The 21848-nt window shown below is 64.5% G+C and carries 22 protein-coding genes, 2 tRNA genes and 1 riboswitch; of the genes, 11 read left to right on the top strand and 13 right to left on the bottom strand.

Translation table 11 applies throughout. The annotated features are described in order from the left end of the window. The first annotated feature begins 67 nt into the window (after positions 1–67). Both mtfA and ACJ8J1_RS03725 read left to right on the top strand, forming a co-directional pair. Positions 68–868, top strand: a complete 801-nt coding sequence (mtfA, locus tag ACJ8J1_RS03730) for a DgsA anti-repressor MtfA (protein WP_033643675.1) — start codon at positions 68–70, stop codon at positions 866–868. 99 nt (positions 869–967) lie between these two features. After that, positions 968–1043, top strand: a tRNA-Asn gene (locus ACJ8J1_RS03725). 54 nt (positions 1044–1097) lie between these two features. On the opposite strand, the gene gap is transcribed toward ACJ8J1_RS03725, so the two are convergent. From gap to ACJ8J1_RS03705, 4 genes are all read right to left on the bottom strand, one after another. Beyond that, positions 1098–2108 carry a type I glyceraldehyde-3-phosphate dehydrogenase gene (gene gap / locus ACJ8J1_RS03720; protein WP_033643676.1) on the bottom strand — a complete coding sequence of 337 codons (1011 nt, stop codon included), beginning with the start codon at positions 2106–2108 and terminating at the stop codon, positions 1098–1100. Positions 2109–2185: 77 nt separating this feature from the next. Continuing rightward, a complete protein-coding gene (locus tag ACJ8J1_RS03715; protein WP_033644315.1) occupies positions 2186–3160 on the bottom strand; it encodes a GlxA family transcriptional regulator in 975 nt (324 codons plus the stop codon). 125 nt (positions 3161–3285) lie between these two features. Beyond that, a complete protein-coding gene (locus ACJ8J1_RS03710; protein ID WP_033643677.1) occupies positions 3286–4020 on the bottom strand; it encodes an SDR family NAD(P)-dependent oxidoreductase in 735 nt (244 codons plus the stop codon). Positions 4021–4032: 12 nt separating this feature from the next. Beyond that, positions 4033–5055 carry an LLM class flavin-dependent oxidoreductase gene (locus ACJ8J1_RS03705; RefSeq protein ID WP_033643678.1) on the bottom strand — a complete coding sequence of 341 codons (1023 nt, stop codon included), beginning with the start codon at positions 5053–5055 and terminating at the stop codon, positions 4033–4035. A 149-nt stretch (positions 5056–5204) separates the two neighbouring features. Beyond that, positions 5205–5307: riboswitch (TPP riboswitch) on the top strand. A 62-nt stretch (positions 5308–5369) separates the two neighbouring features. On the opposite strand from ACJ8J1_RS03705, the gene ACJ8J1_RS03700 reads away from it, so the two are divergent. From ACJ8J1_RS03700 to ACJ8J1_RS03685, 4 genes are read left to right on the top strand one after another with little or no spacing between them, the layout of a single operon-like run. Further along, entirely contained in the window at positions 5370–6053 is a 684-nt protein-coding gene (locus ACJ8J1_RS03700) for a TenA family protein (RefSeq protein WP_033643679.1), read from the top strand. Beyond that, positions 6050–6790 carry an ABC transporter ATP-binding protein gene (locus tag ACJ8J1_RS03695; RefSeq protein WP_033643680.1) on the top strand — a complete coding sequence of 247 codons (741 nt, stop codon included), beginning with the start codon at positions 6050–6052 and terminating at the stop codon, positions 6788–6790. Before ACJ8J1_RS03700 ends, ACJ8J1_RS03695 begins: the two co-directional genes overlap by 4 nt. Next, entirely contained in the window at positions 6787–7554 is a 768-nt protein-coding gene (locus ACJ8J1_RS03690; RefSeq protein ID WP_033643681.1) for an ABC transporter permease, read from the top strand. The genes ACJ8J1_RS03695 and ACJ8J1_RS03690 overlap by 4 nt, the downstream gene beginning before the upstream one ends. A 35-nt stretch (positions 7555–7589) precedes the next feature. Further along, positions 7590–8525: an ABC transporter substrate-binding protein gene (locus ACJ8J1_RS03685; protein ID WP_033643682.1), complete on the top strand. Its 936-nt coding sequence runs from the start codon at positions 7590–7592 to the stop codon at positions 8523–8525. Here ACJ8J1_RS03685 and ACJ8J1_RS03680 read toward each other — a convergent pair whose 3' ends face one another. Continuing rightward, on the bottom strand, positions 8526–9266 hold the full coding sequence (locus ACJ8J1_RS03680; protein ID WP_033643683.1) for a transporter substrate-binding domain-containing protein: 741 nt from the start codon (positions 9264–9266) through the stop codon (positions 8526–8528). It abuts the gene before it with no gap. 285 nt (positions 9267–9551) lie between these two features. Here ACJ8J1_RS03680 and opgB point away from each other — a divergent pair, with 285 nt between their 5' ends. Together opgB and ACJ8J1_RS03670 are read left to right on the top strand one after the other, a co-directional pair. Continuing rightward, positions 9552–11855 (top strand): phosphatidylglycerol--membrane-oligosaccharide glycerophosphotransferase, encoded by a 2304-nt coding sequence (gene opgB, locus ACJ8J1_RS03675; protein WP_033643684.1) that lies wholly within the window; start codon positions 9552–9554, stop codon positions 11853–11855. A 139-nt stretch (positions 11856–11994) separates the two neighbouring features. After that, positions 11995–13458 (top strand): AMP nucleosidase, encoded by a 1464-nt coding sequence (locus tag ACJ8J1_RS03670; RefSeq protein WP_442520322.1) that lies wholly within the window; start codon positions 11995–11997, stop codon positions 13456–13458. Positions 13459–13494: 36 nt separating this feature from the next. Here the strand turns inward: ACJ8J1_RS03670 and nac are convergent, their stop codons facing one another. Beyond that, positions 13495–14418: a nitrogen assimilation transcriptional regulator NAC gene (nac, locus tag ACJ8J1_RS03665; protein WP_033643686.1), complete on the bottom strand. Its 924-nt coding sequence runs from the start codon at positions 14416–14418 to the stop codon at positions 13495–13497. A gap of 328 nt (positions 14419–14746) precedes the next feature. Here nac and ACJ8J1_RS03660 point away from each other — a divergent pair. Further along, positions 14747–14822, top strand: a tRNA-Asn gene (locus ACJ8J1_RS03660). Between the two features lie 57 nt (positions 14823–14879). On the opposite strand, the gene ACJ8J1_RS03655 is transcribed toward ACJ8J1_RS03660, so the two are convergent. Together ACJ8J1_RS03655 and ACJ8J1_RS03650 are read right to left on the bottom strand one after the other, a co-directional pair. Further along, positions 14880–15320 (bottom strand): DMT family transporter, encoded by a 441-nt coding sequence (locus ACJ8J1_RS03655; RefSeq protein ID WP_033643687.1) that lies wholly within the window; start codon positions 15318–15320, stop codon positions 14880–14882. 17 nt (positions 15321–15337) lie between these two features. Continuing rightward, the gene (locus tag ACJ8J1_RS03650; protein ID WP_033643688.1) at positions 15338–15856 is read right to left on the bottom strand and encodes a GNAT family N-acetyltransferase; all 519 of its coding nucleotides are present in this window, start codon (positions 15854–15856) and stop codon (positions 15338–15340) included. A gap of 38 nt (positions 15857–15894) precedes the next feature. On the opposite strand from ACJ8J1_RS03650, the gene ACJ8J1_RS03645 reads away from it, so the two are divergent. Further along, on the top strand, positions 15895–16464 hold the full coding sequence (locus ACJ8J1_RS03645) for a helix-turn-helix domain-containing protein (RefSeq protein ID WP_033643689.1): 570 nt from the start codon (positions 15895–15897) through the stop codon (positions 16462–16464). 12 nt (positions 16465–16476) lie between these two features. On the opposite strand, the gene ACJ8J1_RS03640 is transcribed toward ACJ8J1_RS03645, so the two are convergent. From ACJ8J1_RS03640 to ACJ8J1_RS03630, 3 genes are all read right to left on the bottom strand, one after another. Then, entirely contained in the window at positions 16477–16770 is a 294-nt protein-coding gene (locus ACJ8J1_RS03640) for a DUF2623 family protein (RefSeq protein WP_033643690.1), read from the bottom strand. Positions 16771–16900: 130 nt separating this feature from the next. Next, positions 16901–17488, bottom strand: coding sequence for a nitroreductase family protein (locus ACJ8J1_RS03635; protein ID WP_033643691.1), 588 nt, complete (start codon positions 17486–17488; stop codon positions 16901–16903). A gap of 69 nt (positions 17489–17557) precedes the next feature. Next, positions 17558–18454, bottom strand: a complete 897-nt coding sequence (locus ACJ8J1_RS03630) for a LysR substrate-binding domain-containing protein (protein WP_033643692.1) — start codon at positions 18452–18454, stop codon at positions 17558–17560. A gap of 115 nt (positions 18455–18569) precedes the next feature. Here ACJ8J1_RS03630 and ACJ8J1_RS03625 point away from each other — a divergent pair, with 115 nt between their 5' ends. Beyond that, on the top strand, positions 18570–19175 hold the full coding sequence (locus tag ACJ8J1_RS03625; RefSeq protein ID WP_033643693.1) for a flavodoxin family protein: 606 nt from the start codon (positions 18570–18572) through the stop codon (positions 19173–19175). A 28-nt stretch (positions 19176–19203) separates the two neighbouring features. Here ACJ8J1_RS03625 and ACJ8J1_RS03620 read toward each other — a convergent pair whose 3' ends face one another. Both ACJ8J1_RS03620 and ssuD read right to left on the bottom strand, forming a co-directional pair. Continuing rightward, complete coding sequence (locus ACJ8J1_RS03620) at positions 19204–20583, bottom strand: FAD/NAD(P)-binding protein (RefSeq protein WP_033643694.1); 1380 nt, start codon at positions 20581–20583, stop codon at positions 19204–19206. Beyond that, complete coding sequence (gene ssuD, locus ACJ8J1_RS03615; protein WP_033643695.1) at positions 20583–21755, bottom strand: FMNH2-dependent alkanesulfonate monooxygenase; 1173 nt, start codon at positions 21753–21755, stop codon at positions 20583–20585. The genes ACJ8J1_RS03620 and ssuD overlap by 1 nt, the downstream gene beginning before the upstream one ends. Between the last annotated feature and the right edge of the window lie 93 nt (positions 21756–21848).

Genomic DNA, 21848 nt, shown 5'->3' with positions numbered 1-21848 from the left:
TTTTACGGCATTTTTACAGCATTAGCATACCGCTGAACGTTCAAGTGACGACTTTACGAGCAACCTGATGATTAAATGGCCGTGGAAAGCGACTCAACCTTCTCACCCCGAGGCGGATACCCAGGCACAGTGGCGGGACGCGCTGGCGATCCCGCTGCTCTCGCCGCTGAATGAGCAAGAGCGGCAGCGGCTGGTGGCCGTCGCCGGGCAGATTTTGCAGCAAAAGCGCATCGTGCCGCTGCAGGGGCTGCAGCTCACCTCGCAGATGCAGGCGCGCATCGCCCTGCTGTTCGCCTTGCCGGTGCTGGAGCTGGGCGCGGAGTGCCTCGACGGCTTCAACGAAATTCTGCTCTACCCCACCCCATTCGTGGTGGAAGACGAATGGCAGGACGAGATCGGCCTGGTGCACTCGGGGCCGGTGGTGCAGTCCGGCCAAAGCTGGGAACAGGGGCCGATCGTGCTCAACTGGCAAGACGTGCAGGACTCTTTCGACCTTTCCGGTTTTAATCTGGTGATCCACGAAGCGGTACACAAGCTGGATATGCGCAACGGCGGCGTCGCCACCGGCGTGCCGCCGATCCCGCTGCGCGAGGTGGCCGCCTGGGAACATGATCTGCACGCCGCGATGGAAAGCCTGCAGGACGAGATCGACATGGTCGGCGAAGAGGCCGCCAGCATGGATGCCTACGCCGCCACCGATGCGGCCGAGTGCTTCGCCGTGCTGTCGGAGTACTTCTTCAGCGCCCCCGAGCTGCTGGCCGAACGCTTCCCGGCGCTGTATCAGCACTTTTGCCGCTTCTACCGCCAGGATCCGCTGGCGCGCCTGCTGCGCGCCCAGGCAGAAAACGACGCGCAATGGGCTGATTGACGGGCTTATTGCTCAGATACCGAGCAGTCGCACCGCCTGGGGCAATTTAGCGTTGACACACCTGGGGCAGCTGGATATGATGCGCCCCGTTCACACGATTCCTCTGTAGTTCAGTCGGTAGAACGGCGGACTGTTAATCCGTATGTCACTGGTTCGAGTCCAGTCAGAGGAGCCATATTTAGAAAAGCCCGCTTAAGGCAACTTAAGCGGGCTTTTTGCTGTTGGGCGTTTACAGCCCGCGCTTTTCCATCAGCAGCGCCAGATCGACCAACCGATTGGAGAAGCCCCACTCGTTGTCATACCAAGCGAGCACCTTCACCAGATTGCCGCCGATCACCAGCGTAGACAAACCGTCGATAATCGACGAGCGCGCATCGCCCCGGTAGTCGCTCGACACCAGCGGCTCATCGCTGTACCCCAGGATCCCTTTCAGCGGGCCGGACGCCGCCGCCGCGCGGAACGCCGCGTTGATCTCCTCCGCCGTCGCCGGGCGTTTCAGCGTCACCGTCAGATCGACGATGGAAACCACCGGCACCGGCACCCGCAGTGAATAACCGGTCAGGCGGCCGTCCAGCTCGGGGATCACCTTGCCGAGCGCCTTGGCCGCACCGCTGGAGTAAGGCACGATAGACTCCGCCGCCGCCCGCGCGCCACGCAGATCTTTTTCCGGCTGATCGTGCAGCGCCTGGCTGTTGGTATAGGCGTGAGTGGTGTTCATCAGCCCGTATTCGATGCCGAACGCCTGATGCAGCACCTGTGCGGCGGGCGCCAGCCCGTTGGTGGTGCAGCTGCCGTTGCTGACCACCTTATGCAGCGCCGGATCGTAGAGGTGATCGTTAACCCCCATCACCAGCGTGATGTCATCGTTCTTGGCCGGCGCCGAGATAATCACCCGCTTGGCGCCGCCGTGCGTGATGTGCACTTCCGCCTTGGCCTTGTCGGTAAAGAAGCCCGTCGCTTCGATCACCACGTCCACGCCCACGCTGCTCCAGGGGATCTCGGCGGGATCGCGCTGCGAAAACACCTGAATCGGCCGGCCGTCCAGCAGCAGCTGGTTGTCGCCGGCTTCCACCCTGGCGGCCAGGGTGCCGGAAAGCGTGTCGTATTTCAGCAGGTGCGCCAGCGTCTTGCTGTCGGTCAGATCGTTGATCGCCACCACTTCAAAATCGCTGCGCCCCAGCGCCGCGCGCAGCACGTTGCGTCCGATCCTGCCGAATCCATTAATGCCTACTCTCACCATGATGCACTCCTCGTTTTGGGCTTTGCCTCAACTCTAGCCCTGCCTCGAAGCGGCGTAAATGACGTTTACCGATCAATTTACGCCAAATTGCGCGCATGAAAGCGTTCGCGGTATTCGCTCGGGGTCAGCTGCAGTTTTCGCTCAAACACCCGCCGCAGGTTAAGGCCGTTGCCAAAGCCGGTGGCCAGGGCGATCTGTTCGATGCCTTGCGCACTCTGCTCCAGGCGCTGTCTGGCGGTATGCAACCGCCCTTCTTCGACGAATTTGGCGGGAGAAATGCCCGTCTCGCGGGTGAACACGCGGGTAAAGTTGCGCGGGCTCATCGCCACGCGTTCGGCCAACCGTTCAACGCTGAGATCGTCGGCGAGATTCTCCAGGATCCAGGACTGCAGGTCGCGGATCGGGCCCGGCGATTTGGCCTGGTTGAGCGGGTAGCGGCTGAACTGCGCCTGCCCGCCGGGGCGGCGCAGAAACATCACCAGATCCTGCGCCACTTCACGCGCCTGCACGAAGCCGTAGTCGTCCTCCACCAGCGCCAGCGTCAGGTCGAAGCCGGAGCTGACGCCGCCGGAGGTCCAAATCGGCCCGTCCTGCACGTAGATCGGGCCGTTTTCGACCTGCACCTGCGGGAAACGCGCCTGCAGCGTTTCCGCCAGTCGCCAGTGGGTGGTCGCCCGCCGTCCGTCCAGCAACCCGGCTTCGGCCAGCAACAGTGCGCCGCCGCAAACGGAGGCGATACGGCGCGTCTGTGGCGCCGCGCGGCGCAGCCAATCCGCCACCAGGGCGCCCTCTTCTTCGCTCGCCCCTTTGCCGGCGACGATCACGGTATCGCGCGGCAGGCGCGGATCGAGATCCGCCAGGCGATGGTCGGCCAACAGGCTCAGCCCGGACAGGCCGTGCACCACCCGATGAGACTGCGTGGTGGCGACCGCGATCTGATACAGCGGCGTCTCGGCGGCACTCAGGCGATTAGCCTGCATCAGGATATCGGCGATGCCCGCCGCTTCGAACAGCATGCCCCCTTCAGGGACGATAATCAGGAATGTGTGCATGGCGATAATAGAGAGAACGGTCAAAACAGGTCAGGAAGCCACTGTATAAGAAAAGCGCCGTCGGTTCACCCTGCAGGCATAAAAAAGCCCGCCGGCAACCCGACGGGCCTGGAAGGAATAGCCATTTAAACCTGCGGCAAGCTCACCCCGCCGGCGCGCGCCAATTGCGCCAGCAGCGCCGTTTGAAACGCCTCGTCGTGTACCGCCGCGTGAGGCTCGAAGCGCTGCTGATGATGCCAATAGCCGCCGGAGGCCAGGGCCTGCGGTTCATCGCTGCTCACCAGCCATGCCTGCGTCACATGCCCCAGCGCCAGATCGTCGGGCGCGTCCGCGCCGCCCATTTTGGTCGGCACCCAGCCGGGATCGACCGCGCTGCTGATGACGTCGGGCCACAGGCGCGCCACGGCGGCGGCCAGCGTGGTGACGAACAGCTTGCTGTCCGAATAAGAACCTGCGGCGCCGCCAAGCCAGTCTACGCCGTTCAGCTCCGCCACGCCGTCAAAGTGCATACTGCTGCTCAGGTAGACGATTCGCTTGGGACGTTCGATCAGGGCCGTCAGCAGGTAGGGCGCTATGACGTTCACCGGCATCACCTGCGGCCCGGTGAACATGCCGGCATTGTGGATCACCGCGTCCGGACGGCCGAGGCGATTGACCTGCTCGGCAAGCTGCCGAGTCTGCTGCACATCGGACAAATCGCCGATCGCCGCCTGTGCACCGCGATCCAGCAGATCGCGTACCGCGTCCAGACGGCCGGGTGCGCGCGCATGCAGAATCACCTGATGCCCTTCGTCCAACAGCGTTTGCGCGGCGGCGCGGCCCAGCCCGTCCACCGAACCGGTAATGAAAATGCGTGACATGCCATCCTCCGTTTAGCGCCAGCCGAGCGCCGGCGCGACATGGGTTAAAATCGATTCGATGACGTGCGCATTGTAATCCACGCCCAGCTGATTAGGCACGGTCAGCAGCAACGTATCCGCTTCGGCGATGGCCTCGTCCTGCGCCAGCTGTTCGATCAGCGCGTCAGGTTCTGCGGCGTAACTGCGGCCAAAGATCGCCCGGGTTTGCGCATCGATATACCCCAGTTGGTCGCCTTCCTTACCGCTGCCGCCGAAGTAGTTGCGATCCCGCTGATCCACCAGCGCGAAGATGCTGCGGCTGACGGAAACCCGCGGCTCGCGCGCATGGCCGGCCTCTTGCCAGGCGGCGCGATAGGCGCGGATCTGCTTGGCCTGCTGGATATGGAAGGGTTCGCCGGTCTCGTCATTCTTGAGCGTCGAGCTTTGCAGGTTCATGCCCAGCTTCGCCGCCCAGACGGCGGTGGCGTTCGAACCGGCGCCCCACCAGATGCGATCGCGCAGCCCGGCGGAAAACGGCTCCGGCCGCAACAGCCCGGGCGGATTGGGGAACATCGGCTGCGGATTGGGTTCAGCGAACCCTTCACCGCGCAGCGCTTCCAGAAAGACTTCGGTATGGCGACGGGCCATGTCAGCGTCGGTTTCGCCCTCGGCCGGGGCGTAACCGAAATAGCGCCAGCCGTCGATCACCTGCTCCGGCGAGCCGCGGCTGATGCCGAGCTGCAGCCGCCCGCCGGCGATCAGATCCGCCGCGCCGGCGTCCTCCACCATGTACAGCGGGTTTTCATAGCGCATGTCGATCACGCCGGTGCCGATCTCAATACGTTGGGTTTTGGCGCCAATGGCGGCCAGCAGCGGGAACGGCGACCCCAGCTGGCGTGCGAAGTGGTGCACGCGAAAATAGGCGCCGTCCGCCCCCAGATCTTCGGCGGCGACCGCCAAATCGATGGACTGCAGCAGCGCATCCGCCGCGGAACGGGTACCGGACTGGGCGGAAGGCGACCAGTGGCCAAACGAGAGAAAACCAATTTTTTTCATCGGGCATCATCCTCAGAGGCAAAACATGGGCCTACAGTGACAAAAATCGCGCGCTTTGCGCCAGCAAAATCGCCCCCGATCGCACTAAACGAACCGATTGCCGCCGCGCCGCCCGGCGATTGTAATCAAAAAACAAATGTCGTATAACAGGCAGCTCCGAGGGGTGTCCTGTTACGGGCTGAGATGGCGCAAGCCGAACCCTTTGAACCTGATCTGGGTCATGCCAGCGAAGGGACGGTTAGGCAACCGCGCGATCACCCGTTGCCTGTTCATACCTCAGCGTGCCCGGATCTCCACTGACTCAAGGAGGTCCCATGTCCATCACCACCCTGTTCGAAAGCGGTCTTTACGGCCGGCTGCGCCAACAGGCCGGCAGCCACTGGCAAAATTACGTCGAACACCCGTTTCTGCAGCAGTTGGCCGCCGGCACCTTGCCTGAACGCGCTTTTCGCCGTTACCTGACCCAAGACTACCTGTTCCTGCTGCACTTCGCCCGTGCCTACGCGCTGCTGGTCAGCAAGCTGCGCACCTTGCCGGAAATGCGCGCCGCCACCGCCTCGCTCAACGGCATCGTCGCCGAGCTGCCGCTGCACGTGGCCTACTGCGCCGAATGGGGGCTGAGCGAAGCGCAGATCGCCGCCCAGCCGGAGGCGGCGGAAACCATGAACTACACCCGCTACGTGCTGGACATCGGCCATGCCGGCGACGCCCTCGATCTGCTGGCCGGCCTGCTGCCCTGCGTGGCCGGTTATGCCGAAATCGGCCTGCGGCTGCTGCACGATCCCGCCACGCAAATGGAGGGCAATCCTTACGCCTCCTGGATCCGCAACTACGGCGACGAGGGCTATCTGGCCGGCGTGCGCGCCGCCATCGAACTGCTGGAAACCGTCGGCCACCAGCGCGGCGCACAAAGCCGCTTTACCGAGCTGGCGCAGATTTTCACCACCGCCACTCAGCTGGAAGCGGCATTTTGGCAAATGGGGCTGAACGCCTCATGATCTCCCCGCGCCTCCCGCCCGGCATCCAGGTGCGGGATCTCACTCTGCGCTTCGGTCAACAGACGATCTTTGAGCGGCTGAGCTTCGACATCGCCGGCGGCAGCTTCGTCTCCCTGCTCGGCGCCAGCGGCGCCGGCAAAACCAGCCTGCTGAAAATCATCGCCGGGCTGGCGCAGGCCAGCTCGGGTACGGTGAGCGGCAGCGACGGCCTGCCGATCGCCGGGCGCATCGCCTACATGGGGCAAAAAGACCTGCTCTACCCGTGGCTGAGCGTCGAAGACAATGTCGCCCTCGGCTCGCGGCTGCGCGGCGAAGCGCCGGATCGGGCGTGGACGGCGCACCTGCTCGAACGCGTAGGCCTGACCGCGCATGGCCGCAGCCTGCCCGCCGCGCTGTCCGGCGGCATGCGACAGCGCGCCGCCATCGCCCGCACGCTCTACGAACGCCAGCCAATCGTGCTGATGGACGAACCCTTTTCCGCGCTGGACGCCATTACCCGCGCCGAGATCCAGAGCCTGGCCGCCGAGCTGCTGGCGCAAAACACCGTGCTGCTGATCACTCACGATCCGATGGAGGCTTGCCGCCTGAGCCACCGGCTGCTGGTGCTGTCGCCTTGGCCGCTGGGCCTCGACGATACCCACCGCATCAGCGGGCAACCGCCGCGCGCGCCGGATGACGCCGACCTGCTGAAAAGCCAGGCCGAGCTGCTGCTGCAAATGGTGAGGGCAGCGCAATGAATATCGCCAAAGAGCGCGGCTTCACCCGTCTGCGGCGTGGGTTGACGGTCTTCATCGGCCTGCTGCTGCTGTGGTGGCTGGCGGCGCAAAGCGGCATTCCGGCCTTTCTGCTGCCCACGCCGGGCGCAGTGGCGCAGGCGCTGTGGGACGGACGCGGCTATCTCGCCTGGCACACGCTGGTCACGGCTTCGGAGATCGTCAGCGGACTGGTGCTGGGCGTGTTGCTCGGCGCGGCGCTGGCGCTGTGCATGATCTTCTCGCCGCGCCTGCAGCGCTGGCTGATGCCGCTGGTGCTCACCAGCCAGGCGATACCGGTGTTCGCCCTGGCCCCATTGCTGGTGCTGTGGTTCGGCTTCGGCATGAGCGCCAAAGTGGCGATGGCGGTGCTGGTGATCTTCTTCCCGGTGGTGTCGGCCTTTTTCGACGGGCTGCGCCGGGTCAACAACGACTATCTCGATCTGGCGCGCACGATGCGCGCTTCGCGTTGGGCGCAGCTGCGGCACGTGCGGCTGATGGCGGCGCTGCCGGCCTTCGGCTCCGGCCTGCGCATGGCCGCCGCCGTCGCGCCGATCGGCGCCATTATCGGCGAATGGGTCGGCTCGGCCGAAGGGCTGGGCTACGTGATGCTGAACGCCAACGCGCGCATGCAGACCGACGTCTGCTTCGCCGCGCTGTTTATTTTGGTGCTGATGACCGTGCTGCTGTGGGCCGCGGTGGATGCGCTGCTGCGGCGCCTGATCGCCTGGGCGCCGGAAAACGACTGATGATTGCAATCATAACCAGGGATAAAGGAACGACCATGATCAAACAAACCCTCTGCGGGCTGCTGCTGGGCGCCGCCATCACCGGCCAGGCCGGCGCGGCCGAAAAGCTGACGCTGGTGCTCGACTGGTACATCAACCCCGATCACGCGCCGATTATGGTGGCCGAGCAGATCGGCGCCTTCAAGGCCGCAGGGCTGGACGTCAAGATCGTGCCGCCGTCCGATCCGGCGCTGCCGCCGCGGCTGGTGGCCGCCAAACAGGCCGACCTCGCCATCACCTATCAGCCGCAGCTGCATTTCTTCGCCGATCAGGGCCTGCCGCTGATGCGCGTCGGCACGCTGATCAACACGCCGTTGAATACGGTGATCGCGCTGGATAAAAGCATCACGTCGCCGGCGGATCTCAAGGGCAAAACGGTGGGTTACTCGGTCAGCGGCATCGAACAAGCGACGCTGGCCACCATGGTCGAACACGAACACCTCAAGCCGCAGGACATCAAGCTTATCAACGTCAACTTCCAGCTGACCAGCGCCCTGCTGGCGGGCCAGGTCGATGCGGTGATCGGCGGCTACCGCAACATCGAAGCGCTGGAGCTGAAGCTGCAGGGCAAGACGCCGGTGGTGTTCAACGTCGAAGATTACGGCGTGCCGGCCTACGACGAGCTAATCATCGTCGCCAACCGCGATGCGGTGAACGAGCCGAAAATCCGCAAGTTCCTCGCCGCGTTGAAGCAAGGCAGCGACTACCTGCATGCGCACCCGCAGGACACCTGGCTGGCGTTCGCCAAAGCGCACCCGGAGCTGAATACCGAGTTGAACAAACAGGCGTGGCAAGCCAGCCTGCCGCTGTTCGCCCGCGATCCGGCCAAGTTGGATCGCGCGCGCTACCAAGCTTACGAACAGTTCCTGTTCGACAACAAGCTGATCAAGAAAATCACCCCGGTGGAACAGTACGCGGTAGAGCTGAACTGATCACGCCGAGGCGGCCGGCGGCGCCACCGTCACCTCGCCCTGGCCACTGCGCTGCAAGGCCGCCTTCACCAGCCCGTTGGCCTTGCAGCGTTCGATAAACGCGTTCACGTAGGCGGCGCCCTGCGTTTTTTGCCTCGGCACCGCCATCGCCTGGCGAATGGCGGTGAAATGCCCATCCAGCACTCGGTAGCCGGGATGAGCGGCCGCGGCGGCCAGCAGCGGTTGACGCACGCCGGCCGCCGCCTCCAGCCCGCGTTCGAAAAACAGCGCGATCGCCTCGGCGGAAGTTGCCGCCCGCACCAGCTGCGCCTGCTGCAGCGTACGCGACAAAAACAGATCGTACGCAGCGCCCTGGCCGACCGCAATGCGCACCTCCGGCCTGTCGAGCTGCGCCACCTCAAAGTAAGGCGCGTCGTTCGCCACCAGGTAAGTCCCCTCAATGATCACGTAGGGTTCGCTGAACGCAATTTGCGCCGCGCGCACCGGTTCGATGGCCATAAACGCCAGGTTCCAGGCGCCGCTGTCCAGGTCGGCGAACACCTTGCCGGCCGCGTCATAGGTCACCAGCTCCAGCGCCACGTCCAGTTCGCGAGCCAGCGCGGCAGCCAGCTCAACCGAAGCGCCTTGCGGTTTACCGCCGGGCCCGGCCTGCGCCAGCACCGGATTGCCGAGATTGATCGCCGCGCGCAACACGCCTTGCGGGGCCAGATCGTCGAGTACCGCGGCGGGAATCGTCTGCATACTTCCTCCTGAATGACTGATGGACGCGCCGTCGTGGCGCTCATTAAGCGTAGAGCGAAACCTCCGACCAGCAAGATTTCGCCGCCGCGGCCGCCGCCGACGTGATTAACGTCACACTATTGTCATAAAAATGTACAATAGCCGCCGACCGTCGGCCGGAGCGGGACATCGCGCGTTGTTCCGCCGCCGACAATAGGCTATACCCTTCACTTTTCGCGCTGCGGCACGGTCGGCGGCGCAGACCAGGGCAGCAACGTTTTTTTCCAATCAGACAAGGTTTGGCGGATGGTTCTCGCAGTCGTTTCGTTTGTTCTTTTTTTGGCGTCGATCTTGATTTATCGCACCCGGGCCGCCGCCAACCGCTGGTGGTTCGCCATTCTGCTAACGCTGCTCGGCAGCTATCTGGTGCTGAACGTCATTCTGATCGCCAGCAACTACTTCACCGGCGACGGCATCACCGATGCGGTGATCTACACCGTCACCAGCAGCCTCAAAGGCGCGGGCATCAGCAAATACGTGCTGCCGTTCATCGGCCTGCTGGCGGCGCTGGGGCTTATCTTCGCGGTGCTGGCCCGCAGCCTGCTGCGCCGCAAGGCCAAAGGCAGCAGCGTGGCCTACAGCCTCGTCGCCGTGCTGCTGGCGCTGTTCTCGGTCGGCACCACCCCGGCGTTTCAGGACATCTCGCTGCTGGTCAAGAGCCAGATCGTCGGCGATACCGCCGATTTCACCACCTACTACAAGGCGCCGAAAAAGACCGTGCAGGGCAAACGGCCGAATCTGGTGTACATCTATGCCGAGAGCCTGGAGCGCACCTACTTCGATACCGAGCTGTTTCCCGGCCTGGCCGACGAGCTGAACGCCCTGCGCGCAGACAGCATCGATTTCAGCAACACCCAGCAATTGCCGGGCACCGGCTACACCATCGCCGGCATGGTCGCCTCACAGTGCGGCATTCCGCTGTTCGCGCCCTTCGACGGCAACGCCTCCAGCGCGGTCTCCACCTTCTACCCGGAGAACGTCTGCCTGGGCGACGTGCTGAAGGCCGCCGGCTACAGCAACTCTTTCTATCAGGGCGCCGAGTTGGCGTTCGCCGGCAAAGACACCTTCCTGAAATCCCACGGCTTCGACCACGTTTACGGTTTCAAAGAGCTGCGCGAACAGGTCGCCGATCCGAGCTACAAAAACGACTGGGGCTGGTACGACGACAGCGTGCTGGACGTGGTGTACGGCAAGTTCGTCGAGCTGTCCAAACAGCGCCAGCCGTTCTCGCTGTTTACCCTGACCGTCGATACCCATCACCCGGACGGTTTTATCTCCGCCGGCTGCAGCAAGAAAAGCTACGCCTGGCAGAACAAGGAAAACCGCTCGCTGAGCGCGGTAGCCTGCAGCCAGCAACACATCGCCGCGCTGATCGACAAAATCAAACGCTCGCCCTATTTCAGCAACACCGTGATCGTGGTGTCCTCCGATCATCTGGCGATGAACAACACCGCCTACGACATCCTGACCAAACAGAAGCGCCGCAACCTGTTCTTTATCATCGACGGCACCCGGCCGCAGGCGGAGCAGCGCAACGAGAAACGCAGCACGCTGGATAACGGCGCCACGGTGCTGGACGTGATGGGTGGTGACAACTATATCGGCCTCGGCCGCAGCAGCCTGTCGGCGCCGTCGCTGTCTACGGTGTTCCTGAATATCGAAGAGAAAATCAACGGCTGGAAACCGGCGGTGATCAATCAGTGGGGCCTGCCGAACCGCATCAGCGACTACAGCGTGGACACGCGCCAGCGCAGCTTCAGCTTCTCCGGCGTCACCTACAAGGTGCCGTTCATTCTGCGGGTGGGCGACAACCGCATCGAACCGATGTTCAACGTCTACCTCTCCACCCCGCTGCGCAAGCAGCTGGCCGGGCTGGGGGCGGGGGAGAAATTCGTCTGGGTCGATAAATGCTACGAGATCGGCCGGGTCTGGGCGCCGCAGCTGGCGCTGAGCACCGACATCTGCGTGGCCTCCGGCACCCTGGCCTCGCCGCCGCAGATCGTGCAGGCCAGCGGCGAGCGCTTCCGCGGCAAGGTGAACTTTACCGGCCCGGCGGCGGACAGCGTCGCCGATTACCAAAACGCCGTCGCCCGCCTGCAGGTGGACGACGCGGCGATGAAGTACCGGGCGGACGCCATCGAGTTCATGCTGCCCGGCATGCCGGAACAGGTGAAAGCCATTACCGGCGTCTCCGCCGTCGAGGAGTGGGGCCGCTGGTCCGACGCCAACCTGGCGCCGGCGGTCGACATCGATTATGTCGATCCGCTGCCGAAAACCTTCGATCTGGTGCTGCGCGCCCGCGCCTACGGCAACAACGTCGGCGAACCGATTTCGGTGCGCGTCGGCGACGAAGAGCGCTTCGTGTCGCTCGGCGAGCAGGACAGCACCGTCACCCTGCGTTTCGACAACCCACACGGCGCGCAGAAAATCAGCATTACCCCGCCGGCACCGACCGAGCCGAAAGAGAGCGCCAGCGGCGGCTTCACGCCGAAGAAGCTGGGCATCGGCCTGGTATCGCTGAAGGTCGAAGCGGCCGCTCCCGCCTCCTGATCCCCCCGCCTTCACGGGCGCGGTAATTTCTTTGCCGCGCCCGTCATTTCGACCAAGCTTTTACGCCCTGCTTCGGCTAACCTGTGACGGTGAAACGCCGCCAATCCCGCCCCAGAGCCGGGACATCGAAGGAGAAAGTATGAGCTATGCCCCACCTCGCAGCGGCCTCAGCGCCGATCAGGCACTCGATCAACTGGAAGCCCTGTATGACGCCGCGGTAGACGCGCTGCGGCAGGCGGTCAGTGACTTTATCAGCCACGGCACCCTGCCGGACCCGCAGGCGCGCGCCGCCGGGCTGTTCGTGTATCCCGAGCTGCGCGTCAGTTGGGACGGGCAGCAGTCCGGCCCGAACAAAACCCGCGCCTTCGGCCGCTTTACCCATCCCGGCAGCTACAGCACCACCGTGACCCGGCCGCAGCTGTTCCGCCACTATCTGGCCGAACAGCTGGCGATGCTGGAACACGACTACGCCGCCCATATCGAAGTGGCGCCGTCGCAGCAGGAGATCCCGTTCCCTTATGTGATCGACGGCTCCAGCCTGGCGCTCGATCGCTCAATGAGCGCCGGTATCGCGCAGCATTTCCCCACCACCGAGCTGGCGCAGATCGGTAACGAGACCGCCGACGGCCTGTACCACACCACCGACAACCATTTCCCGCTGTCGCATTTCGATGCGCTGCGCGCGGATTTCTCGCTGGCGCGTCTGCGGCACTACACCGGCACCCCGGTGGAGCATTTCCAGCCGTTCGTGCTGTTCACCAACTACACCCGCTATGTGGACGAGTTCGTGCGCTGGGCCTGCGCGCAGATCGCCGATCCGGCCAGCCCGTACATCGCGCTCTCCAGCGCCGGCGGTACCTACATCACGCCGGAAACCAGCGCGCCCGAACAGGCGGTGTCCGATCTGGCGTGGAAAAACCACCAGATGCCGGCCTATCACCTGATCTCGCGCACCGGCCAAGGGATCACGCTGATCAACATCGGCGTCGGCCCGTCCAACGCCAAAACCATCTGCGATCATCTGGCGGTGCTGCGCCCGAGCGCCTGGCTGATGATCGGCCACTGCGGCGGCCTGCGCGAAAGCCAGAAGATCGGCGATTACGTGCTAGCCCACGCCTATCTGCGCGACGATCACGTGCTGGATGCGGTGCTGCCGCCGGATATCCCGATCCCGAGCATCGCCGAGGTGCAGCGCGCCCTGTACGACGCCACCAAGATGGTCAGCGGCATGCCCGGTGAAGAGGTCAAACAGCGTTTGCGCACCGGCACCGTGGTCACCACCGACGATCGCAACTGGGAGCTGCGTTACTCCGCTTCGGCGCGGCGCTTCAACCTCAGCCGCGCGGTGGCGGTCGACATGGAGAGCGCCACCATCGCCGCTCAGGGTTACCGCTTCCGGGTGCCGTACGGCACGCTGCTGTGCGTCTCCGACAAACCGCTGCACGGTGAAATAAAACTGCCGGGCCAGGCCAACCGCTTCTATGAAGGGGCAATCTCCGAACACCTGCAGATCGGCATCTGCGCCATCGATCTGTTGCGCGCCGAGGGCGATCGCCTGCACTCACGCAAGCTGCGCACCTTCAACGAACCGCCGTTCCGATAACGGTGCTCAGGCCCGCTGCGGCGGGCCGTTTTTTCCTCAACGCACCAGCGCCAGCGCGCGCTTCTCCTGGCTGCGGCCACCGGCGATCGACAGCAGCAGGTCTTTCACCAGCAGCGCCGGGGCGGACAGCGACTGTTGGCCCGACATGCACAGCGACAGCGGCACCGACATCGTCGGCGCATTGATGCGCGCCATCCAGGCCTTGGCCGGGCCGATCATCGCGCGCGCCACCGACTCCGGCAATACGGTCGCCCCCAACCCGCCGGCGATCGCGGCGCTCAGCGCACCCGAGGATTCAATCTCCCCCACCACGTTGACAGCCAGCTTGCGCAGCGCCATCGCCTCCTCCAGTTGGTTGCGCACCGCATCCCCCTCGCGCGGCAGGAACAGGTTCAGCCGCGCCACGTCCAGCAGCTCGACGCTGTTACCGGGATGCGGCACCGCGCGCGTCGCCACCAGATAGAGATCCTCTCGCATCAGCGCGACGGTGTGCAGACCGGCGGGCATTTTGGCGCCGTAGACCATCGCCATGTCCAGCGTCTGGTTGGCCACCTGTCCGGCCAGCGCCGCGCCGCTGTTTTCATGCAGGCTGAGCAAAATGCCCGGCTGCTGATCGCGCAGGGTTTGCAGCAGCGGCAGCGCCAGCTGCGCTGCGGTGCTCCCCGACGCCAACCCGAGAGACACCTGGCCGCTCATCGCCTGCCCGGCGCTGTTGACCGCGCTCTGCGCCTGCTCGCACTGGCGCAAAATGGTTTGCGCGTGGGCATACAGAATGTTGCCGGCCTCGGTCGGCTGCACCCCGCGCTTGGTGCGGATCAGCAGCTGTTGCTTCAGCTCCCCCTCCAGCGTCGCCAACTGCTGGCTGAGCGCCGGCTGGGCGATATGCAACACCTCCGCCGCCTGGGTCAGGCTGCCGACATCGACGATTTTCACGAAGTACTTCAGACGTCTGAGATTCATAGTGCCTCCAGCGAGCCGCTAAATTGAGAATGCCGAAATCCGGTCATGCAACCGCAGCAAGATCCAGGCCAGAGTCGTCAAAAGGCCAAAAACGGCGGCAAATGGCCGATTATCGGGCGAGACGCGCCACAACGCAGGGCACGCGTTGCACCACCGGCAGGCAACGGCGCCGCCTCAGCGGGCAATCCGGCGGCGCTGCGCGTGAGGTAAGCGATAAAAGCGAGAAAAAGCAGCAGGTTGGGTAATCTTGCAGCAAACGCGCGCGCCGGGCGTTTTCGCGCTTTACAAGCCGCAACCGCCCCGCTATTATTCGCCCCGTTCCAACGATTCCTCTGTAGTTCAGTCGGTAGAACGGCGGACTGTTAATCCGTATGTCACTGGTTCGAGTCCAGTCAGAGGAGCCATATTTAGAGAAGCCCGCTCAGGGAAACCCGAGCGGGCTTTTTGCCTTTCAGCCGCCGTCAAAAGCTGCGTTTCGCCACCAGATAGGCGCCCGCCACCAGCAGCAGAGCGCCGAACAGCGCCGGCAGATTCTCGCGCAGCGCCGCCGGGCCGGCGCGGTAGACGTCCACCAACAGCCCCATGCACAGCTGGCTGGCGACCAGGATCGAAATGGTGGCCGCCGCGCCCAGTTTTTGGTAGCCCAGGATGCCGGCGAACACGAACAGCGATCCCAGCAGCCCCGGCAACAGCATCCACCACCTGGCGGCGCCGGTCACTTCCGTCACCGCGCCGAGGCCGTTTTTGGCCAGCAGCAACCCTACCAGCAGCAACAAACCGACGCTGGAGTTGATCACCAGCGTGATAAGGATGGTCGAGACGCTTTCGGTGATGCGCACCATCAGCAGATTCTGCACCACCAGCCCCATCCCGGCCGCGATCAGCAGTAACAGCATATTCATCGCCCTGTCTCCCGGGATCAGCGCGCGGGCGGCGTCACCCGTTCGTCGAGCCTCAGTTGCAGGAACGTCAGATCCAACCATTGGCCGAATTTGGCGCCCACCTGTTCCATGCGCCCCACGTCGCGGAATCCCAGCGCCAGATGCAGCTTAATCGAGGCCTGATTGCCGGATTCGATGCCGGCCACCATCACATGTTTGCCGATTTCCCGCGCCCGTGCGATCAGCGCCAGCAGCAGCGCCTTGCCAATCCCGGCGCCGCGATGCGCCTGATGGACATACACCGAATGTTCCACGGTGTGGCGATAACCGTCCCAGGCGCGCCAGTCGCCGAACGACGCGTAGCCGATCGCCTCGTCCTCGGCGTTCACCGCCACCAGCACCGGGTAACCCGCCGCCTGCCGTTCGCCGATCCACGCCGCGCGGTTGGCCGCATCCACGGTTTGTTCATTCCAGATGGCGGTGCTGTTCAACACCGCGTCGTTATAGATAGCGGCAATCGCCGCGCTATCGTTGAACGTCGCATTTCGTATAATCATGGTTTACCCCGGCCAATTGTCCACTATAATACTACGATATGAATATTAAATTAGACAATCTAAATCAGCTGATCGGCGCACGCATTCGCATTGAACGCGAAGCGCGCCACTGGTCGCTGTCCGATTTGGCCGAACGGGCTGGCGTCTCACGGGCGATGGTTCATAAGATCGAACGCGGCGAGAGCAGCCCGACGGCGATGCTGTTGGGCAGACTGGCGGGCGCGTTCGGCCTCAGCATGTCCAAGCTGATCGCCCGAGCGGAAACGCAGGAAGGCCGGCTGCTGCGCCGGGAAGATCAGCCGGTCTGGGTCGATCCCGAGAGCGGTTACGTGCGGCGCCACGTGTCGCCCCGCACCGATTTGCCGCTCGATCTGGTGCGCATCGAACTGCCGGCCGGCGCGGCGATCCCGATGCCGGCTTCGGTGTACGCGTTCAAACGTCAGCTGATCTGGGTCTTATCCGGCGCACTGGTCTTTATCGAGGGTGACGCGCGCCATGAGATGGCCGAGGGAGACTGCCTGGAGCTCGGCCCGCCAGCGGACTGCCGATTTGAAAATCAGAGCGACCAACCGTGCGTGTATATGGTGGCAGTGCTGAGCGCCGCCTGACGGCCGTCTGCCCTAACCCTGCGCCGGGCGGTTATAGCCGGCGCGGAAAAACTTCTCCGCCAACCGGCTGTCGCCGCCGGAGAAGAACTCGCTCATCGGCTCGCTGCCAAGCCCATAGGCGCGGCTGAGCTGCCCGGCCTCGAACGCCGCCCGGTTCTCGTCGCCGCAGCGCTGCGCCAAATGGTGCGCATAGCCGAGCACGAAACCGCGCTTGTAGTCGGAGCAAAAGCGCGACAGCTCCGCCTCGGGTTTCAGGTTGTCCGCTTTTAATCCCGCCAACAGCCCTTTGCCAAAATGATCCCCCATCGGTTCCTCCTTATCACGCAATCGCTATATAACAAAATATACAGCGAATAGACGAACGCGAACATACTCCCTAAGTTTTACTCGCCGCATAAAAAAGGCCCGCCAAGCGGGCCTCGGCGAGAACGCGCGATCACAGCGTGAAATTCAGCCCTTCGCTGACGGTGTTGCCCAGCGGCAGGCGGCCCGACGGCGCTTCTTTCTCCTGCAGGAAATCCGGCAGGCGGGATTTGTCGCCCGGTTTGCCGATCGCCACCATGGCGTGCACCGCATAGTCGTCCGGCAGCTGCAGCGCCGCCTTAATCTTGTCGTGGTGAATGCCGCTCATGCAGTGGGTCAGCCAGCCTTTCAGGTGCGCCTGATGCGCCAGGTTGGCCCAGGCGGCGCCGGTGTCGAACGCGTGGGTCGGGTTGTCCACCAGCCGCTCGCCGTTCAGGCTGGTGGTTTTGGAGACGATCACCACCAGCGCCGAAGCGTGTTGCGCCCAGCCGCGGTTGAAATCGATCAGGAACTCCAGGTAGTTCTCCCAGCTGTCGGAGCCGTGCTTGCTGTAGGCAAAGCGCCACGGCTGAATGTTGTAGGCCGAAGGCGACCAGCGCGCCGCTTCAAAGAAGCTCAGCAGCGTTTGATCGTCGATGGCGTCGTTGGTCATCGCGCGCGGCGACCAGCGCTCGATAAATTGCGCATCAATCGGGTAATCGGAGATTCTTGGCTGGCTCATGATAGGTTCTCGCAGTGAAGTAAAAACAAAAGTTCGCTGATATTCCCACAGCTTAGGACGGTAAAACTTTTATTTCGTGCCATTGTCCTGCGGCAATTCCTGCTGCAGCCAGGCCAGAAACGCCCTGACCGGCGGATGCCGCTCGCGCCCCGGCGCGCACAGTACGCTGTATGCGGCGCCCGGTACGCGCACCTCCGGCCGGTACGCCGCCAGCAGGCCGTTGTCCACCATCTCGGACACCATCACCGAGCTGGCGAGCACCCACCCTTGCCCGGCCACCGCCGCCTGCAGGGCGTAATGCTCCTCGTGATAGCTGCGCATCGCCGCATGGCGCCGCCACCAATCGACCCCGGCGGCCCGGCACCAGTCATGCCAGCCGCTGTCGTACAGCGCCGAATCCCCCCACTTGACGGTGATCAGCACCGGATTTTCCGGCTCGGCGGCGGCCAGCCCCGGCGCGGCGTAGACGCCAAAGCTTTCCTCCAGCCGCGCCGCCTGATGCAGCGCGGGATAGTGCGCGCGGCTGTAGCGCACCGCCACGTCCACGCTGGCGTCTTGCTGCAGATCGATCACCTCGGCGCAGGCCTCCAGGCGCACCAGATAGTGCGGATACGCCTGATAGAAGCGCCCCAGGCGCGGCACCAGCCACAGCGCCGCGAACGAGTGCGTCACCGAAACGCACAGCGATCCTGCGCTGGGCTGCGGCCGCAGGCCTTCGAGCGTGGCGGCGACGTCCAGCAGCGCGCCGTGCACCCCGGCAAACAGCGTTTCCCCCTTCGGTGTCAGCCGCACGCCGCGCGGCACCCGCTCGAACAGCGCAAACCCCAACTGCTGCTCCAGCGCTTTGATCTGGTGTGATATCGCCGTCGGCGTCACCGCCAGTTCGGCCGCCGCCAGCTTGAAGCTGCGCAGGCGAGCGGCGGATTCGAAGGTGCGTAATGCGTTGACGGGCAGCGTGGCGAACATGGCGAAGCCTCTCCAGGTGAGTTGAATTCATCCTGGCAGAAAAGCCGTCATTTGTCGCCCGCCGGGGTTTGTTTCTAGAGTAAGGCTGAATTCATTTCACACAGAGGAATATGACATGAATGCAACTCATCAACCCAAGCGTTTGGCGGTGCTGGTCGGCAGCCCGCGCCGCGACGGCAACAGCGCCACGCTGGCACAGGCGATCATGGCGGGCGCCGCCGAAGCCGGCACCGTCGCCAGCCTGCATTTTCTCGACGATTACCTGAGCGGTTTTCTGAGCGATGAACGCCATACGCCGCCGCCGGCCGATCGCTACGCCGAGCTGTTCCTGGAGCACTTCCTGCCGGCCAACGGCGCGGTATTTTGCACGCCGATTTACTGGTACGGCATGTCGGCGCAAACCAAGGCCTTTTTCGATCGCTCGTTCAGCTTCTATTCCAATGCCTACCCTCAGGCGGCGGACGTGCACCAACGCATGAGCGGCAAGCGCATCGGGCTGGCGGTGGCGTCGGAAGAGACCTACCCCGGCGCGGCGCTGGGCATCGTGCATCAGATCCAGGAGTTCAGCCGCTACACCCATTCCGCCTTCGTTGGGCTGGTGCACGGCGCCGGCAACCAACGCGGCGAGATCGCCCGCGAGTTGGGGCGCGAGTTCTTCACCCGCCCCTATTCGGATTATCAGATGGACAGCCCGCGCAGCACGCAGGTGTGGGCGGACTGACGCTTGAGTCTGCCGGTAAATCGCACTGTCACCCTCCGGCGGCGATCGCCGCCAGCAGATGACGCGCGACGCTTTCGGCGTGTTCCGCCACCTGCGGCAGCCCCATCAGTTCGCCGAAGCGGCCGCGCGCCGCCGGGCCGGCCACCAGCAGGCGCGGGTTGGCCAGGCCGTCGCCGCCGATCGCCTGGCTGTCGGCATTGACCCACAGCCCCAGCCCCAGCGGATCGGCGCGCAGCGCCCCCTGCTCCGCCAGTGAATGGAGCAAGGGGCTGGCGGCGATCAGCCCGGCATGGGCCGGGCCCGTGGTGATCAGCAGCCGCTGCGCCTGCAGCGCACGCTCTGCGCCTTGGCGCGGCAGAATCGTCAACCTTACGCCCTGCGGCGTTCGCTCCGCTCTACGCAAACGAGCGGCCAATACCTGCAGCGTGCCCGCCGCCTGTTGCTCCGCCAGCAGCGTGCTCACCTGCGGCGCAAGGCGATAGCGATGCACGTCCCAATAGGCGCGCAAATGCCGCAGAAAGCGCTGCTGTTCGGTCGGCGTCAACGCTTGCCACAGGCGCTGCCCCTGGGCGCGCACCGCGTCCAACACCGCCTGCCACGGCACCCGTTGCCGAGCGGCGCGCGCCACCTCAAGGCGCACCTGCCGCACCCCATCGCGCAGTCCGGCGGGCGGGGCAAACGACCATGTCGGGTACTCCCCTTCGGCATTGGGGCGCGGCAGCAGCCCGTGACGAGAGAAGGCGGTAATCGGCCCGCGATGCCCGCGGCGGTGCAACGCCGCCACCGTATCGGCCATCGTTAACCCAGTGCCGACGATCGCCAACGCCTCACCGGGTTCAACTTCGTCCAGCGCCTCCGCCGCCCAGGGATTGGCGATCAGACGCGCATCGCGCGCCAGCTCCGGGGCGATCTGCCGCGGCAGCGCGGGCGGCGGATGGCTGGTCGCCAACACCACATAGTCGCCCCACTGCCGTTCGCCGCCCGCGGTGATGACGGTCGCGCCCTGCGCCTGCGGCTGCAGGTGCAGCGCCCGATCGCGCAGGTGCCGCAAGCGGGCCCGGCCCGACTGCGCCGCCTGATGGAAACGTTCCTCGACATAGCGGCCGAAGGCGCCGCGCTGCGGATAGACTTTACCGTCGCGCCACAACGCCTGCGGATCGGCCACCAATCCGCCGCCCAGGCGATACCAGCGGTCAAAATCCCCCGCCGGCTCATCCGCCAGCTGCATCCGATCGGCCGGGACGTTGATGCGGTGGGTCGGTTCAGTGGTCGAGTAGGCCACGCCATAGCCCGGCGCCGCGCGCGGTTCGATCACCGTGACATCCACCGCTCCGCGCGCCAGCTGGATCGCCAGCGCCGCGCCAGTGAAACCGCCGCCGATAACGATAATATGGGCACGCTTCGCCATCAGCCCTCCCGCTGTACCGGGCCGGGGCGACGATCGCCGCCGATGGTTTCGCCGAACGGGCCGGTATTGATCGTGCGGGCCGTCTGATGGGCCGGCTGCGCCAGCGGCAACAGCGGCATCACCAGTTCGGCGAAGCGGTGGGCCTCTTCCAGATGCGGATAGCCGGAAAGGATGAAATTGTCGATGCCCAGCGCCTGATACTCGCGTATGCGCGCCGCCACCTGCTGCGGATTGCCCACCAACGCGGTGCCGGCGCCGCCGCGCACCAGGCCGACGCCGGCCCACAGGTTGGGGCCGATGCGCAGACTCTCGCGCGAGCCGCCATGCAGCTCGCTCATGCGGCGCTGGCCGGTGGAGTCCATGCGCGCAAAGATCTGCTGCGCCGCCGCGATGGTGTCGTCATCCAGATGCGCGATCAGGCGCTCAGCCGCCGCCCAGGCTTCGTCTTCGGTTTCGCGCACGATAACGTGCAGGCGAATGCCGTAGCTGAGTTTACGCCCCTGCCGCTCGGCGCGCTGGCGCACCGCCGCCAGCTTTTCCGCCACCTGAGCCAGCGGCTCGCCCCAGGTCAGGTAGGTGTCGATCTGCCCGGCGGCGATGTCGATCGCTTCCGGCGAGGAGCCGCCGAAATAGAGCGGCGGGCCGTTTTCCTGCACCGGCGGGAACAGCAACTCGGCGCCTTCGACGCGAATATGCTTACCGCTGAAATCCACCTTCTCCCCTTGCAGCAGCCGTTGATACACCGTGAGAAATTCCTGTGTCACCTCGTAGCGTTCGGCATGGCTGAGGAAGATGCCATCCCCTTTGTTTTCCACCGGATCGCCGCCGGTCACCACGTTGATCAGCAGGCGCCCGTCCGACAACCGGTCCAGCGTCGCGGCCATGCGCGCCGCCAGGCTCGGCGGCTGCAGGCCGGGGCGCACCGCCACCAGATAGCGCAACCGACGGGTGATCGGTGCCAGCGCCGCCGCCACCAGCCAGGAATCCTCGCAGCTTTTACCGGTTGGGATCAGCACGCCGTAATAGCCAAGGTTATCGGCGGCCAGCGCCACTTGCTGCAAGTAAGGCAGGTCTACCGGGCGCCCGCCCTGCGCCGTGCCCAGATAGCGGCCATCGCCGTGGGTCGGCAGAAACCAGAAAACGTTGATGCGTTCTTTCGCTGACTCAGTCATTTATGCTTTTCCTATATAACTATTCTCAATATTTATCGATAGAAAAATCTTTCTTGGTTATAAAACGAAAAGCAGGATGCATGCCACAGTGGC

The organism is Serratia sp. CY37869 (assembly GCF_052168895.1).
Taxonomy (GTDB): Bacteria; Pseudomonadota; Gammaproteobacteria; order Enterobacterales; family Enterobacteriaceae; genus Serratia; species Serratia ureilytica.
The sequence above is the reverse complement of the archived record's forward strand: the minus strand, read 5'-3'. Positions and strand labels throughout refer to the sequence as shown.

What these genes read in the sequence shown, in the direction of transcription:
- ACJ8J1_RS03700 (WP_033643679.1), top strand. Translation starts at nt 5,370, where the DNA reads ATGTCCATCACCACCCTGTTCGAAAGCGGTCTTTACGGCCGGCTGCGC.
- ssuD (WP_033643695.1), bottom strand. Translation starts at nt 21,755, where the DNA reads ATGACTGAGTCAGCGAAAGAACGCATCAACGTTTTCTGGTTTCTGCCG.
- ACJ8J1_RS03625 (WP_033643693.1), top strand. Translation starts at nt 18,570, where the DNA reads ATGAATGCAACTCATCAACCCAAGCGTTTGGCGGTGCTGGTCGGCAGC.
- mtfA (WP_033643675.1), top strand. Translation starts at nt 68, where the DNA reads ATGATTAAATGGCCGTGGAAAGCGACTCAACCTTCTCACCCCGAGGCG.
- ACJ8J1_RS03695 (WP_033643680.1), top strand. Translation starts at nt 6,050, where the DNA reads ATGATCTCCCCGCGCCTCCCGCCCGGCATCCAGGTGCGGGATCTCACT.
- ACJ8J1_RS03710 (WP_033643677.1), bottom strand. Translation starts at nt 4,020, where the DNA reads ATGTCACGCATTTTCATTACCGGTTCGGTGGACGGGCTGGGCCGCGCC.
- ACJ8J1_RS03640 (WP_033643690.1), bottom strand. Translation starts at nt 16,770, where the DNA reads ATGGGGGATCATTTTGGCAAAGGGCTGTTGGCGGGATTAAAAGCGGAC.
- ACJ8J1_RS03705 (WP_033643678.1), bottom strand. Translation starts at nt 5,055, where the DNA reads ATGAAAAAAATTGGTTTTCTCTCGTTTGGCCACTGGTCGCCTTCCGCC.
- ACJ8J1_RS03630 (WP_033643692.1), bottom strand. Translation starts at nt 18,454, where the DNA reads ATGTTCGCCACGCTGCCCGTCAACGCATTACGCACCTTCGAATCCGCC.
- nac (WP_033643686.1), bottom strand. Translation starts at nt 14,418, where the DNA reads ATGAATCTCAGACGTCTGAAGTACTTCGTGAAAATCGTCGATGTCGGC.
- ACJ8J1_RS03670 (WP_442520322.1), top strand. Translation starts at nt 11,995, where the DNA reads ATGAGCTATGCCCCACCTCGCAGCGGCCTCAGCGCCGATCAGGCACTC.
- ACJ8J1_RS03635 (WP_033643691.1), bottom strand. Translation starts at nt 17,488, where the DNA reads ATGAGCCAGCCAAGAATCTCCGATTACCCGATTGATGCGCAATTTATC.
- ACJ8J1_RS03680 (WP_033643683.1), bottom strand. Translation starts at nt 9,266, where the DNA reads ATGCAGACGATTCCCGCCGCGGTACTCGACGATCTGGCCCCGCAAGGC.
- ACJ8J1_RS03655 (WP_033643687.1), bottom strand. Translation starts at nt 15,320, where the DNA reads ATGAATATGCTGTTACTGCTGATCGCGGCCGGGATGGGGCTGGTGGTG.
- ACJ8J1_RS03685 (WP_033643682.1), top strand. Translation starts at nt 7,590, where the DNA reads ATGATCAAACAAACCCTCTGCGGGCTGCTGCTGGGCGCCGCCATCACC.
- gap (WP_033643676.1), bottom strand. Translation starts at nt 2,108, where the DNA reads ATGGTGAGAGTAGGCATTAATGGATTCGGCAGGATCGGACGCAACGTG.
- ACJ8J1_RS03715 (WP_033644315.1), bottom strand. Translation starts at nt 3,160, where the DNA reads ATGCACACATTCCTGATTATCGTCCCTGAAGGGGGCATGCTGTTCGAA.
- ACJ8J1_RS03620 (WP_033643694.1), bottom strand. Translation starts at nt 20,583, where the DNA reads ATGGCGAAGCGTGCCCATATTATCGTTATCGGCGGCGGTTTCACTGGC.
- opgB (WP_033643684.1), top strand. Translation starts at nt 9,552, where the DNA reads ATGGTTCTCGCAGTCGTTTCGTTTGTTCTTTTTTTGGCGTCGATCTTG.
- ACJ8J1_RS03650 (WP_033643688.1), bottom strand. Translation starts at nt 15,856, where the DNA reads ATGATTATACGAAATGCGACGTTCAACGATAGCGCGGCGATTGCCGCT.
- ACJ8J1_RS03645 (WP_033643689.1), top strand. Translation starts at nt 15,895, where the DNA reads ATGAATATTAAATTAGACAATCTAAATCAGCTGATCGGCGCACGCATT.
- ACJ8J1_RS03690 (WP_033643681.1), top strand. Translation starts at nt 6,787, where the DNA reads ATGAATATCGCCAAAGAGCGCGGCTTCACCCGTCTGCGGCGTGGGTTG.